Raw genomic sequence first — 13,239 nt, forward strand, 5'->3', positions numbered from 1 at the left:
AGGCTTCACAGAAATGAAATTAGACCAGGTGTTAGGCAGAATATTAATAAAATTCAAATTATTATATAGTATGAGTATCCCATTCTGACGGCGATAAACGGCGAATTTTTGATAAATAACTATCAACAATGGCGGTCACGGCACATACTATAGGCGAATGAAGCCCCTTTATTAACAGATTAAGTCACCATGAAAGAAGTCGAAAAGAATGAAATCAAGCGTCTGAGCGACCGTCTCGACGCCATCCGCCATCAGCAGGCCGAGCTGTCGCTGGTGGAAGCCGCCGACAAATACGCCGAACTGGAAAAAGAAAAAGCCACCCTGGAAGCCGAGATTGAACGTCTGCGTTCCGTCCAGAGCCAGAAGCTGAGCAAAGAGGCGCAGAAGCTGATGAGCCTGCCGTTCCGCCGCGCGATTACCAAAAAAGAGCAGGCCGATATGGGCAAGCTGAAGAAAAGCGTTCGCGGTTTGGTGGTCGTCCATCCGATGACCGCCCTGGGCCGGGAAATGGGTCTGCAAGAGATGACCGGTTTCGCCCGCAGCGAATTCTGATCCCCTGCCCTCTCCGCCCGGAGAGGGTCATTCTGTCTCCACTCCCCCTGTTTTTATCCCCAGCCAGGCCGATTGGTCCAACCAATAATTTCATCTACCCCCCAGCAGTTCACAAATCCATCAAAATACATCACAAACACGTTGCTTAAGAGCAACATCTGATTAACCATTCGTTGTCATCAACCCTGATACCCTTAATTGGCTGGGCCAATTTTACCTACGATGGGATCGGCAATGAGCGCAGACTCAGCCCTCCTCTCCTGGCGGCCCGATGGAGACCCTGCATGAATCTCTGGCAACAAAACTACGATCCCGCCGGTAATATCTGGTTATCCAGTCTTATCGCATCGCTGCCGATACTGTTTTTCTTTTTTGCGCTGATTAAGCTCAAACTGAAAGGCTATATCGCTGCCACCTGGACCGTCGCTATCGCGCTGACCGTCGCCTTGCTGTTCTATAAAATGCCGGTGGACCGCGCCTTAGCCTCGGTGGTCTACGGCTTCTTCTATGGCTTGTGGCCTATCGCGTGGATTATTATCGCCGCGGTCTTCGTCTATAAAATCTCGGTGAAGACCGGGCAGTTCGACATCATCCGCTCATCGATTCTGTCGATTACGCCGGACCAGCGCCTGCAGATGCTGATCGTCGGCTTCTCGTTCGGCGCCTTTCTCGAAGGGGCGGCGGGTTTCGGCGCCCCGGTCGCGATTACCGCCGCGCTGCTGGTCGGCCTTGGGTTTAACCCGCTGTATGCGGCTGGCCTGTGCCTGATCGTCAACACCGCGCCGGTGGCCTTCGGCGCGATGGGCATCCCGATCCTGGTCGCCGGCCAGGTGACCGGTATCGACAGCTTTGCTATCGGCCAGATGGTGGGCCGCCAGCTGCCGTTCCTGACCATTATCGTCCTGTTCTGGATCATGGCCATCATGGATGGCTGGCGGGGCATCAAAGAGACCTGGCCGGCGGTGATGGTTGCAGGTGGTTCGTTCGCCATCGCCCAGTACCTCAGCTCTAACTTCCTTGGCCCGGAGCTGCCGGACATCATCTCGTCGCTGGTCTCCCTGGTCTGTCTGACCCTGTTCCTCAAACGCTGGCAGCCGGTGCGCATCTTCCGCTTCGGCGACATCGGCGCCTCGCAGGTTGATATGACGCTGGCTCGTACCCGCTACACCGCGGGACAAGTGATCCGCGCCTGGTCGCCGTTCCTGTTCCTGACCGCCACCGTGACCCTGTGGAGCGTACCGCCGTTTAAAGCGCTGTTCGCACCGGGCGGCGCAATGTATGACTTCGTCATCAATATTTCGGTGCCGTTCCTCGACAAAATGGTTGCCCGTATGCCGCCGGTGGTTAGCGCCGCGACGCCATACGCCGCGGTGTATAAATTCGACTGGCTGTCGGCCACTGGCACCGCCATTCTGTTCGCCGCCCTGCTGTCCATCGTTTGGCTGCGCATGAAGCCGAAAGACGCGCTGACCACCTTCGCCGGGACGCTGAAGGATCTGGCGCTGCCAATCTACTCTATCGGTATGGTGCTGGCGTTCGCCTTTATCTCTAACTACTCCGGGCTGTCGTCGACCCTGGCTCTGGCGCTGGCCCATACTGGCCACGCGTTTACCTTCTTCTCGCCGTTCCTTGGCTGGCTGGGGGTATTCCTGACCGGTTCGGACACCTCGTCTAACGCCCTGTTTGCCGCGCTGCAGGCGACGGCGGCGCAGCAGATTGGCGTCTCCGATATTCTGCTGGTCGCGGCCAACACCACCGGCGGCGTCACTGGCAAGATGATTTCTCCGCAGTCGATCGCCATCGCCTGCGCCGCGGTAGGCCTGGTGGGTAAAGAGTCGGATCTGTTCCGCTTTACCGTCAAACACAGCCTGATCTTCACCTGCATGGTAGGCCTGATCACCACGCTGCAGGCCTACGTTTTAACCTGGATGATCCCGTGATAGTGATGCCTAAACGCCTGGCCGACGACGTGGCGCGTCGCGTCCGGGCGCTGATTGAAGAACAACAGCTGGAGGCGGGCATGCGACTGCCCGCCGAACGCCAGCTCGCCGCCCAGCTCGGTGTTTCGCGCAATTCCCTGCGCGAAGCGCTGGCGATGCTGGTCAATGAAGGGGTGCTGCTGAGCCGTCGCGGCGGCGGCACCTTCGTCCGCTGGCAGCATGAGCCGTGGTCGGAGCAAAACATCGTCCAGCCGCTGAAGACGCTGCTGGCCGATGACCCGGACTACAGCTTCGACATCCTCGAAGCCCGCCACGCCATTGAGGCCAGCACCGCGTGGCACGCAGCGATGCGGGCGACCGACGCCGATAAAGAAAAAATTCGCCTGTGCTTTGAAGCGACCCAGAGTGAAGACCCGGATATCGCCTCCCAGGCGGACGTCCGCTTCCATCTGGCGATCGCCGAAGCCTCGCATAACGTGGTACTTCTGCAAACCATGCGCGGCTTTTTCGACCTGCTGCACTCCTCCGTTAAGCAGAGCCGCCAGCGGATGTATCTGGTGCCGCCGGTGTTTGCCCGCCTGACTGAGCAGCACCAGGCCGTGATGGAGGCTATTGTTGCCGGTGACGCCGAGGCGGCGCGCCAGGCGATGATGGGCCACTTAGGTTTTGTCCACGCCACGATTAAACGTTTTGATGAAGACCAGGCCCGCCAGGCGCGAATTACCCGCCTGCCCGGTGACCACAATGAAAATTCCAGGGAGAACTCGTGATGATTATTTCCGCCGCCAGCGACTATCGCGCCGCCGCACAGCGTATCCTGCCGCCGTTTCTGTTCCACTATATCGACGGCGGCGCCTACGCCGAACATACCCTGCGCCGCAACGTCGAGGACCTTTCCGATGTGGCCTTGCGCCAGCGTATTTTGCGCAATATGTCGGACCTGAGTCTCGAGACCACTCTGTTCAATGAGAAGCTGGCGATGCCGACGGCGCTGGCGCCGGTCGGGCTGTGCGGCATGTACGCCCGCCGCGGCGAAGTGCAAGCGGCGGGTGCAGCAGACGACAAAGGCATTCCGTTCACCCTCTCTACCGTTTCCGTTTGCCCGATTGAAGAGGTCGCCCCGACCATCAAGCGCCCGATGTGGTTCCAGCTGTACGTTCTGCGCGACCGCGGCTTTATGCGCAATGCGCTGGAGCGCGCTAAAGCCGCAGGCTGCTCGACGCTGGTCTTTACCGTCGATATGCCGACCCCTGGCGCCCGCTACCGCGACGCCCATTCCGGCATGAGCGGCCCGAACGCCGCCCTGCGCCGCTACTGGCAGGCCGTGACTCATCCGCAGTGGGCGTGGGACGTCGGCCTTAACGGTCGCCCGCACGATCTGGGCAATATCTCCGCCTATCTCGGCCAACCAACCGGTCTGGAGGATTACATCGGCTGGCTGGCGAATAACTTCGATCCATCGATTTCATGGAAAGACCTCGAGTGGATCCGCGATTTCTGGGACGGCCCGATGGTGATCAAAGGGATCCTCGATCCGGAAGACGCCCGCGACGCGGTGCGCTTCGGCGCTGACGGCATTGTGGTCTCCAACCACGGCGGCCGCCAGCTCGATGGCGTGCTCTCCTCGGCCCGCGCCCTGCCGGCGATTGCCGACGCGGTGAAAGGCGACATTACTATTCTCGCCGACAGCGGCATCCGCAACGGTCTCGACGTGGTGCGGATGATCGCCCTGGGCGCCGACAGCGTACTGCTGGGCCGCGCGTATCTGTACGCCCTGGCGACCCACGGTAAGCAGGGGGTGGCGAATCTGCTGAACCTGATCGAGAAAGAGATGAAAGTGGCGATGACCCTGACCGGGGCGAAAACCATCCGTGAAATCAGCCGTGATTCGCTGGTGCAGAATGCCGAAGCGCTGCAGACCTTCGATGCGCTCAAGCAGAATAACGCCGCGTAATTCTCCACGTTTTCCCTTACGCCGCCCCTCTCCCTCAGGGTGAGGGTTCGCCAAATATCTGCTATTCTGCCCCCCGCAATTAAGGGGGCAGTATGCTGAACATCGTGTTATTCGAACCAGAGATCCCGCCGAACACCGGGAATATTATCCGCCTGTGCGCCAACACGGGCTTCAGTCTGCATATCATTGAGCCAATGGGCTTCACCTGGGACGATAAGCGCCTGAGACGCGCCGGGCTGGACTATCACGAGTTCACTGCCGTGCAGCGCCATGCGGATTACGCGGCGTTTACCGCCAGCGCGCAGCCGCAGCGTCTGTTCGCTCTGACCACCAAAGGCACGCCGGCGCACAGCGCAGTGAGCTATCAGGATGGCGATTTCTTGATGTTTGGCCCGGAAACCCGCGGTCTGCCGGCCAGCATCCTTGATGCCCTGCCGCCAGAGCAGAAAATCCGTATTCCGATGATGCCGGACAGCCGCAGCATGAACCTGTCCAACGCGGTGTCGGTGGTGGTGTATGAAGCCTGGCGCCAGCTGGGGTATCCGGGCGCCGTGTTGCGCAGCTAACCTGAGCCATTCCCGGATGGCGGCGCACCGCGCCTTATCCGGGTTACATCTCTGAGCTTAACGCCGGCAAATGGCAATACATCAAATCCCGTCGCCGTACTCGAAGGTGTGGTGGATGCCGTTGAAATGCTGATCCATATCCATCGCCGGCTTGTCGCTCTCCGGCTTGCCGACGATGCGCGCCGGTACGCCCGCCGCGGTGGTGTGCGGCGGAACCGGCTGCAATACCACCGAACCGGCGCCAATCTTCGCCCCACGTCCCACTTCGATATTACCGAGGATCTTCGCCCCGGCGCCAATCATCACGCCTTCGCGAATTTTCGGGTGACGGTCGCCGCTGGTTTTACCGGTACCGCCGAGGGTGACCGACTGCAGAATAGAGACGTCATCTTCAATCACCGCCGTTTCGCCGACCACAATGCCGGTGGCGTGGTCGAGCATGATCCCGCGGCCGATTTTCGCCGCCGGGTGAATATCCACCTGGAAGGAGACAGAGACCTGATTTTGCAGGAAAATCGCCAGCGCGCGTCGGCCCTGAGTCCACAGCCAGTGGCCGATACGATAGGCCTGCAGCGCATGGAAACCCTTCAGGTAGAGCAGCGGCGTGGAGTATTTATCCACCGCCGGGTCGCGCGTGCGCACCGCCTGAATATCGCAGGCGGCGGCGGCGATCATTTCCGGATCGGCGGCATAGGCTTCTTCCACCACTTCGCGAATGGCGATCGCCGGCATAATCGGCGAGGCCAGCTTGTTGGCCAGCATATAGCTCAGCGCACTGCCCAGATTTTCATGCTTGAGTAGCGTAGCGTGGTAAAAACTGGCGAGCATCGGCTCACAGTCAGCCAGAGCCCGGGCTTCGGCTTTAATATTATTCCAGACGATATCCAGTTCTTCACACGGCATTGCATACTCCAGACGATATGATAATGACCTGCCAGTTCTGCGCTGGCAGGGTCATTCAGGTGACAAAGGAAAGCTAATTACTGCTGCGCTCGTCCTTGCGGGCGCGACCCAATAAGGTCAATGCTGCCTCGCGCGCAATTTTTCCGCAATACAATACCTGATAAATTTCCTCGGTTATTGGCATTTCGACACCTAAACGCTGTGCCAGAACGCGAACTTCCTTGGTATTGCGGTAGCCTTCGACCACCTGGCCAATCTTGTCCTGGGCGCTCTGCACGTCCATACCCTGGCCGAGCATCATGCCGAAGCGACGGTTACGGGACTGGTTGTCGGTGCAGGTGAGCACCAGGTCACCCAGGCCGGCCATGCCCATAAAGGTTTCCGGATCGGCGCCCAGCGCCGCCCCAAGACGGGACATTTCCACCAGCCCACGGGTAATCAGCGCCGTACGCGCATTGGCGCCGAAGCCGATGCCGTCCGACATACCTGCCCCGATGGCGATGACGTTTTTCACCGCGCCGCCGAGCTGCACGCCGATAAAGTCCGGGTTGATGTAGACGCGGAAGCTCTTGCCGCAGTGCAGCAGGTGCTGCAGATCCTCGGCAAACTGCGGATCCGTCGCTGCCAGAGAAATCGCCGTCGGCAGGCCGGCGGCCAGCTCTTTGGCGAAGGTTGGCCCCGAGATCACCGCCAGCGGGATATCATCGCCCAGCGCTTCACGCGCCACGTCCTGCAGCAGGCGGCCGGTTTCAGCCTCCAGGCCTTTAGTCGCCCACACCAGACGTGCGTCGGGACGCATCAGCGGTTTAATCTGACGTAATACCTGGCCGAACACATGACTTGGCACCACGACCAGGATGTCGCGGCTGGCAGCCAGCGCCGTAGCCAGGTCGCTCTCAAGATGCAGCGTATCCGGGAAAGGAACATCGGGAAGGAACGCGGCGTTGCAGCGATCGTGTTGCAGCGTCGCGATATGTTTCGGGTCATGGCCCCAGAGCACAACGTGGTGGCCATTTCTCGCCAGGGTGATGGCAAGAGCGGTGCCGTAAGAGCCGGCACCGATCACAGTCATTGCAGCATTAAGTGCGTTCATCAGGCATCCTGATGTTGTTCAGCACCTTCGCCAGCCTGCTGCTGCAGATAGTTCATAAACAGCGCGTCGAAGTTCACTGGCGCAAGGTTAAGTTGCGGGAAGGTACCGCGGGAAACCAGGCTGGTGATGCACTCGCGCGCGTACGGGAACAGAATGTTCGGGCAGTATGCGCCGAGGCAGTGCGCCATCTGGGTGCCTTCGATGCCGTCGATGGAGAAAATACCGCCCTGCTGTACTTCACAGAGGAACGCGGTTTCTTCGCCCAGCGCGGCGGTCACGGTCACACGCAGCACCACTTCATAAACGCCTTCAGCCAGCTGGGTGGAGGCGGTATCCAGATCAAGTTTAACTTCCGGCTGCCAGTCTTTCTGGAAAACTTGCGGCGCGTTCGGCGCTTCAAAAGAGATATCTTTGGTATAGATACGCTGGATCTGGAAGGTCATTTCGGTGCTGTTTTGTTCTGACATAGTAAAACCCTTTCGTGTTGTCCTTAAATACGCGCTTCCGCCAGGGAAAGCGCGCAAAAATTAGCGCAAGAGGGGATCAAGTCCACCACGTGAATCAAGCGCATACAAGTCGTCACAGCCGCCAATGTGCTGCGCATCAATAAAAATCTGCGGAACCGTCGTCCGTCCGCTGCGCTGGATCATCTCCTCACGCTTCGCGGCATCGCCATCGATCGGCAACTCATGGAACGTTACGCCTTTGCTGTTCAACAGCGCTTTCGCACGTACGCAGAACGGGCAGGTCGCTTTGGTGTAGATCTCAATATTGGCCATGACTTTACTCCTGTTTTTACCCTGGGGGGTTTTACGCCGCAGCCTGAGCTTCCCCTCACGTCAGGCATGAAGGGGAAAGCGCGGCGGCATTACCACGCGAGGTAAGTTATTTGCCGCGTACCAGAGGAAGGTTTTCGCCGCTCCAGCCAGCGATGCCCTCTTTCAGTACAAAGACTTTTTCAAACCCGGCTTTGTTCAGCGCGCTGGCTGGCTCTTGCGCCTGCATGCCGGAACCGTCTACCACAATAATGGGTTGCGATTTGTGTTTTTCCAACTCGCCGACGTTATTGGCTTTGATATCGGCAGGCAGCAGGTTGATGGCGCCGGCAATATGGCCTTTACGGAAATCGTCACGCTGACGCAGGTCGACCACCACCGCATCTTCTTTATTAATAAGACGCGTCGCTTCACCACGAGTGATGACTTTAACTTTCGACATCAACCCTTTAAAGGTGGTGAACAGTACCGCACCCAGCAGCGCGATCCACGCGATGCTCAGGACCGGGTGACGGCCGATGAATTGCATAATTTCTTGCATGGGGGGTTACAACTCCCGACTAAGTGATAAAAAACCAGGGAAGGAGTATACCTGTGCATTGCGGCAAATACAGCCAGTGAGCGCGATGTAATGTATTTTCTGCGGCCGGTCACGAAAAAAAAACCGCCTTCGCCATCGCCTCTGGCACCGCCCCTTCCCTTTCTTTGATCTTTCACGGGGATTTAAACGATTCAGCTGTAGTAAAATTACGCAAAATTTCTGTCTTTGAGCATGAGGTTGTCGCAATGTCGGTTTCTAAAAAACCTATGGTACTGGTGATTCTGGATGGCTACGGCTATCGCGAAGACCAACAGGATAACGCCATTTACAGTGCTAAAACGCCGGTAATGGATGCCCTGTGGGCCAAACGTCCGCATACCCTGATCGATGCATCCGGCCTGGAAGTCGGCCTGCCGGACCGTCAGATGGGGAACTCTGAAGTAGGCCACGTCAACCTGGGCGCCGGTCGTATCGTCTACCAGGACCTGACCCGTCTCGATGTTGAAATTAAAGAACGCACCTTCTTCGCCAACCCGGTACTCACCGCCGCGGTCGACAAAGCGGTCGCCGCCGGTAAAGCGGTCCACATCATGGGCCTGATGTCTCCGGGCGGCGTCCACAGCCACGAAGATCACATCATGGCGATGGTGGAGCTGGCAGCAGAGCGCGGCGCTGAGAAAATCTACCTGCACGCCTTCCTTGATGGCCGTGATACGCCGCCGCGCAGTGCGGAAAAAACGCTGGCAAAATTCGAAGCCAAATTTGCCGCGCTGGGCAAAGGCCGCATCGCATCTATCATTGGCCGCTACTACGCCATGGACCGCGACAACCGCTGGGATCGCGTGGAACAAGCTTATGACCTGATGACCCTGGCGAAAGGCGAATTCCAGGCGGATACCGCCGTCGCAGGTCTGCAGGCTGCCTACGCCCGTGATGAAAACGACGAATTCGTCAAAGCGACCGTTATCCGCGCCGCCGGCCAGGCCGATGCCGCGATGGAAGACGGCGACGCGCTGATCTTCATGAACTTCCGTGCTGACCGCGCGCGCGAAATCACCCGCGCCTTCGTCAACGCCGACTTCGACGGCTTCGAACGTAAGAAAGTGGTTAACCTCGACTTCGTGATGCTCACCGAATACGCCGCCGACATCAAAGTCGCCTGCGCTTATCCGCCCGCCTCGCTGGCTAACACCTTCGGCGAGTGGATGGCGAAGCACGATAAAACCCAGCTGCGCATCTCCGAAACTGAGAAATACGCTCACGTCACCTTCTTCTTCAACGGCGGCGTAGAAGAGCCGTTTAAAGGCGAAGAGCGTATTCTGATTAACTCGCCAAAAGTGGCGACCTACGATCTGCAGCCGGAAATGAGCTCCGCCGAGCTGACCGAGAAACTGGTCGCCGCCATCAAAGGTGGCAAATACGACACCATCATCTGTAACTACCCGAACGGCGATATGGTTGGCCATACCGGGGTGATGGAAGCGGCAGTGAAAGCGGTTGAAGCGCTGGATCACTGCATCGACCAGGTGACTCAGGCAGTGGAATCCGTTGGCGGCCAGTTGCTGATCACCGCCGACCACGGCAACGCCGAGCAGATGCGCGACCCGGCCACTGGTCAGGCGCACACCGCCCATACCAACCTGCCGGTTCCGCTGATCTACGTCGGTAACAAAGCGGTCAAAGCGGTCAATGGCGGTAAACTTTCCGACATCGCCCCGACCATGCTGTCGCTGATGGGAATGGAAATCCCGCAAGAGATGACTGGCAAGCCGCTGTTCATCGTGGAATAATCCTTCCCCATGAGGGGAAAGGCGACGTATTCAACTACATGGATCGCAACGGCAGTTCGATCCGTCCTTTACGCCAGCGCGCTCAGCGCTGGCGTATTGCTGTGCGCGTCATCTGCTCACGCCGACGATCGCGATCAGCTAAAATCTATTCAGGCCGACATCGCCGCCAAACAGCGGGCGATTAAGCAACAGCAGCAGCAGCGCGAAACCCTGCTCGCCCAGCTCAGGGCGCAGGAAGAGGCGATCGCCGCCGCGACCCGCAAACTCCGCGAAACCCAGGACAGCCTGAACCAGCTCAATAAGCAAATTGACGAGATGAATGCTTCTCTCGCGAAGCTGGAGCGCCAGCGCGCGTCTCAGGAGCGGAACCTCGCCGCGCAGCTTGATGCCGCGTTCCGTCAGGGGCCGCATACCGGCATCCAGATGGTGCTGAGCGGTGAAGAGGGTCAGCGCAACCAGCGGATGCAGGTCTATTTCAGCTATTTCAACCAGGCTCGCCAGGAGACTATCGCGGAACTGAAGAAAACGCGCGAAGAGATGGCGGTGCAAAAGTCGATGCTCGAAGAGAAGCAGAGCCAGCAGCAGACGCTGGTCTACGAGCAAAAAGCCCAGCAGGCGAAGCTGGAGCAGGCACGTAACGAACGGAAAAAGACCCTTTCCGGGCTGGAGTCCTCCATTCAGCAGGGTCAGCAACAGTTAAGTGAAATGCGGGCTAACGAATCGCGCCTACGCGGTCGTATCGCCCAGGCGGAGGCTGCCGCCAAAGCCCGAGCCGATCGGGAAGCTCGCGATGCACAGGCGGTGCGCGACCGCCAGCAGGAAGCGTCGCGCAAAGGCACCACCTATAAACCAACGGAAAGCGAACGTTCGCTGATGTCACGCACCGGCGGGCTGGGCTCGCCGCGCGGTCAGGCGTTCTGGCCGGTTCGCGGTCCGCTCCTTCATCGATATGGCGAACAGCTGCAAGGTGAACTACGTTGGAAAGGGATGGTTATCGCCGCGTCTGAAGGCACCGAAGTCAGAGCCATTGCCGATGGTCGGGTCATTCTGGCCGACTGGCTGCAGGGCTATGGTCTGGTGGTGGTGGTCGAACATGGCAAAGGCGACATGAGCCTGTATGGCTATAACCAAAGCGCGCTGGTCAGCGTCGGTACGCAGGTTCGTGCCGGTCAGCCTATCGCGCTCGTAGGCAGCAGCGGCGGTCAGGGCCGTCCGTCGCTCTATTTCGAAATTCGCCGCCAGGGTCAGGCGGTCAATCCACAGCCGTGGTTGGGAAGATAAGTTTTGCTTCAATTTCGCGCAATTGCTCTTGCCGTAGCCGGTTCGCTGGCTCTGGCGGCGCCAGCGTTCGCTGGCAAACTCTCCATCGTTATTGACGATTTTGGCTACCGCCCGCAGACCGAGAATCAGGTGCTGGCGCTGCCGTCAACTATCTCCGTCGCCGTGCTGCCGAACGCGCCGCACGCCCGGGAAATGGCCACGAAAGCGCATAATCTGGGCCATGAAGTGCTCATCCACCTGCCGATGGCGCCGCTCAGCAAACAGCCGCTGGAAAAAGACACCCTGCGCCCCGAGATGAGCAGCGAGGAGATCGAGCGCATCATTCGCGAGGCTTACGGCAAAGTCCCCTACGCCGTCGGGCTGAATAACCATATGGGCAGTGCGATGACCTCCAACCTGTTTGGCATGCAGAAGGTGATGCAGGCCCTGGAGCGCTACAATCTCTATTTTCTCGACAGCGTCACCATCGGCAACACCCAGGCCATGCGCGCCGCGCAGGGCACCGGGGTGAAGGTGATTAAGCGCAAGGTGTTTCTTGACGATACGCAGAATGAAGCCGATATCCGCACCCAGTTCAATCGCGCCATCGCCCTGGCGCGGCGCAACGGTTCGGCGATAGCCATTGGCCATCCGCATCCGACGACGGTGCGGGTGCTGCAGCAGATGGTCTATAACCTGCCGCCGGATATCACGCTGGTGCGCCCGAGCAGCCTGCTCAACGAGCCACAGGTCGACAACTCGACGCCAAACTATGCTCAGCCGCCTGCGCAACAAACGCTGCCAACGCCGCAGAAACCGCGTAATCCGTTCCACGGCGTGAAGTATTGCAAGCCGAAGCGCCCGCTGGAGCCCGTGAACGCCAGCCGCTTCTTCACTATCCTCAGCGACAGCATCAGCCAGAGCGCGCTGGTCCAGTACTATCGCCTCAAATGGCAGGGCTGGGACAATCCCGGCAACTAGACCACTCAGGGGTCCGTTCGCTTTTGCGCGACGGGCGCCTGGTTATCTTCGTGGGCGTACCACGCCTTAAAATATTTCAGAAAGCTGTAAAACGTGGCGTACAGGCCAGTGACTACGCCGACCTTGCCATAGCGCCATGCCCCGCTAAACAGATACCACTTAAAGAAAGCGCCAATCGCGCTGACGATCCCCCGCGTCAGCGAAGGTTTGACCGGCTGGTGCTTCACCAGCCGGGTGGTATAGCTGTTCAGCTTATTAAACACTTCATGCAGCGAATAAAAGGTGTCATGGCGAACGAAGCCCGGCAGCCTGACGGAGCGTGCGTGTCCAACCACCTGGTCATCCACCGGCCGGTCGTTAAACCGCGCCTGCTGGCGGTTAAAGAGGCGCACCGGGTAATCCGGCGAGGAAATGGGGTAGATCGTCCGCACCTGCGTGCCGAGCACAAACCAGTAGCGCGGCAAACGCCAGGCGCAGGTTGGGTCTGGCTCCTCGCCCGCTTTTAACGCCTGAATGGCCGCCACTACGTCGTTATCAAGAATCTCATCGCTGTCCATGCACAGCACCCAGTCATGGCTGGCCAGCCCAATGGCATAGTTCATCTGGGCGCCGTGGGCTTTATAGGCATGATGATGGACGGTGAGACCAAACTGCTGACAAATAGAGACCGTTTCGTCGGTGCTGCCGGAGTCGACGATGATACATTCATCGGCCACCTTTAGCAGCGGCGGCAGCACCTCCATCAGCAGGCGCGCAGAGTTACAGGTCAGTAAGCATACGGAGAGTTTAAGCATGATAGTTACAAAGTTAAACCGCGACTAAACACACTGTATAAGCGAATAACCGTAAAATCGATGTAGAAATTGTGCGCTTAATATTAAGC

The 13,239-nt window shown here is 58.7% G+C and carries 14 protein-coding genes; 8 read left to right on the forward strand and 6 right to left on the reverse strand.

Going from position 1 to position 13,239, the window contains the following annotated elements; translation table 11 throughout:
* Positions 1-189 precede the first annotated feature (189 nt).
* From CWM53_RS24140 to trmL, 5 genes are all read left to right on the forward strand, one after another.
* Positions 190-552, forward strand: coding sequence for a YibL family ribosome-associated protein (locus CWM53_RS24140; protein WP_061152973.1), 363 nt, complete (start codon positions 190-192; stop codon positions 550-552).
* A 284-nt stretch (positions 553-836) separates the two neighbouring features.
* The gene (gene lldP / locus CWM53_RS24145; RefSeq protein WP_061152972.1) at positions 837-2,492 is read left to right on the forward strand and encodes an L-lactate permease; all 1,656 of its coding nucleotides are present in this window, start codon (positions 837-839) and stop codon (positions 2,490-2,492) included.
* Positions 2,489-3,262 carry a transcriptional regulator LldR gene (lldR, locus tag CWM53_RS24150; RefSeq protein ID WP_008806859.1) on the forward strand — a complete coding sequence of 258 codons (774 nt, stop codon included), beginning with the start codon at positions 2,489-2,491 and terminating at the stop codon, positions 3,260-3,262. Before lldP ends, lldR begins: the two co-directional genes overlap by 4 nt.
* A complete protein-coding gene (gene lldD, locus CWM53_RS24155; protein WP_008806858.1) occupies positions 3,262-4,446 on the forward strand; it encodes an FMN-dependent L-lactate dehydrogenase LldD in 1,185 nt (394 codons plus the stop codon). Before lldR ends, lldD begins: the two co-directional genes overlap by 1 nt.
* 92 nt (positions 4,447-4,538) lie before the next feature.
* Positions 4,539-5,012 carry a tRNA (uridine(34)/cytosine(34)/5-carboxymethylaminomethyluridine(34)-2'-O)-methyltransferase TrmL gene (trmL, locus tag CWM53_RS24160; protein WP_074386960.1) on the forward strand — a complete coding sequence of 158 codons (474 nt, stop codon included), beginning with the start codon at positions 4,539-4,541 and terminating at the stop codon, positions 5,010-5,012.
* An 81-nt stretch (positions 5,013-5,093) separates the two neighbouring features.
* Here the strand turns inward: trmL and cysE are convergent, their stop codons facing one another.
* The 5 genes from cysE to CWM53_RS24185 all read right to left on the reverse strand — a co-directional run bounded on the left by cysE (position 5,094) and on the right by CWM53_RS24185 (position 8,325).
* The gene (gene cysE, locus CWM53_RS24165; protein WP_061152969.1) at positions 5,094-5,915 is read right to left on the reverse strand and encodes a serine O-acetyltransferase; all 822 of its coding nucleotides are present in this window, start codon (positions 5,913-5,915) and stop codon (positions 5,094-5,096) included.
* A 73-nt stretch (positions 5,916-5,988) separates the two neighbouring features.
* The gene (gpsA, locus tag CWM53_RS24170; RefSeq protein ID WP_008806857.1) at positions 5,989-7,008 is read right to left on the reverse strand and encodes an NAD(P)H-dependent glycerol-3-phosphate dehydrogenase; all 1,020 of its coding nucleotides are present in this window, start codon (positions 7,006-7,008) and stop codon (positions 5,989-5,991) included.
* On the reverse strand, positions 7,008-7,475 hold the full coding sequence (gene secB / locus CWM53_RS24175) for a protein-export chaperone SecB (protein ID WP_002922428.1): 468 nt from the start codon (positions 7,473-7,475) through the stop codon (positions 7,008-7,010). The genes gpsA and secB overlap by 1 nt, the downstream gene beginning before the upstream one ends.
* Before the next feature lie 60 nt (positions 7,476-7,535).
* Complete coding sequence (gene grxC, locus CWM53_RS24180; RefSeq protein WP_008806856.1) at positions 7,536-7,787, reverse strand: glutaredoxin 3; 252 nt, start codon at positions 7,785-7,787, stop codon at positions 7,536-7,538.
* A 106-nt stretch (positions 7,788-7,893) separates the two neighbouring features.
* A complete protein-coding gene (locus CWM53_RS24185; RefSeq protein ID WP_008806855.1) occupies positions 7,894-8,325 on the reverse strand; it encodes a rhodanese-like domain-containing protein in 432 nt (143 codons plus the stop codon).
* 245 nt (positions 8,326-8,570) lie between these two features.
* On the opposite strand from CWM53_RS24185, the gene gpmM reads away from it, so the two are divergent.
* Genes gpmM through CWM53_RS24200 form a run of 3 tightly spaced genes read left to right on the forward strand, consistent with a single transcriptional unit; the run spans position 8,571 to position 12,356 of the window.
* Positions 8,571-10,115: a 2,3-bisphosphoglycerate-independent phosphoglycerate mutase gene (gpmM, locus tag CWM53_RS24190; protein WP_100729716.1), complete on the forward strand. Its 1,545-nt coding sequence runs from the start codon at positions 8,571-8,573 to the stop codon at positions 10,113-10,115.
* 9 nt (positions 10,116-10,124) lie between these two features.
* Positions 10,125-11,396 carry a murein hydrolase activator EnvC gene (gene envC / locus CWM53_RS24195; protein WP_061152967.1) on the forward strand — a complete coding sequence of 424 codons (1,272 nt, stop codon included), beginning with the start codon at positions 10,125-10,127 and terminating at the stop codon, positions 11,394-11,396.
* A gap of 3 nt (positions 11,397-11,399) precedes the next feature.
* Positions 11,400-12,356, forward strand: a complete 957-nt coding sequence (locus CWM53_RS24200; RefSeq protein ID WP_023323385.1) for a divergent polysaccharide deacetylase family protein — start codon at positions 11,400-11,402, stop codon at positions 12,354-12,356.
* A 5-nt stretch (positions 12,357-12,361) separates the two neighbouring features.
* On the opposite strand, the gene CWM53_RS24205 is transcribed toward CWM53_RS24200, so the two are convergent.
* Complete coding sequence (locus tag CWM53_RS24205; RefSeq protein ID WP_100729715.1) at positions 12,362-13,150, reverse strand: glycosyltransferase family 2 protein; 789 nt, start codon at positions 13,148-13,150, stop codon at positions 12,362-12,364.
* Positions 13,151-13,239 lie beyond the last annotated feature (89 nt).

The organism is Klebsiella sp. A-Nf5, from assembly GCF_002810545.1.
Taxonomy (GTDB): domain Bacteria; phylum Pseudomonadota; class Gammaproteobacteria; order Enterobacterales; family Enterobacteriaceae; genus Klebsiella; species Klebsiella variicola.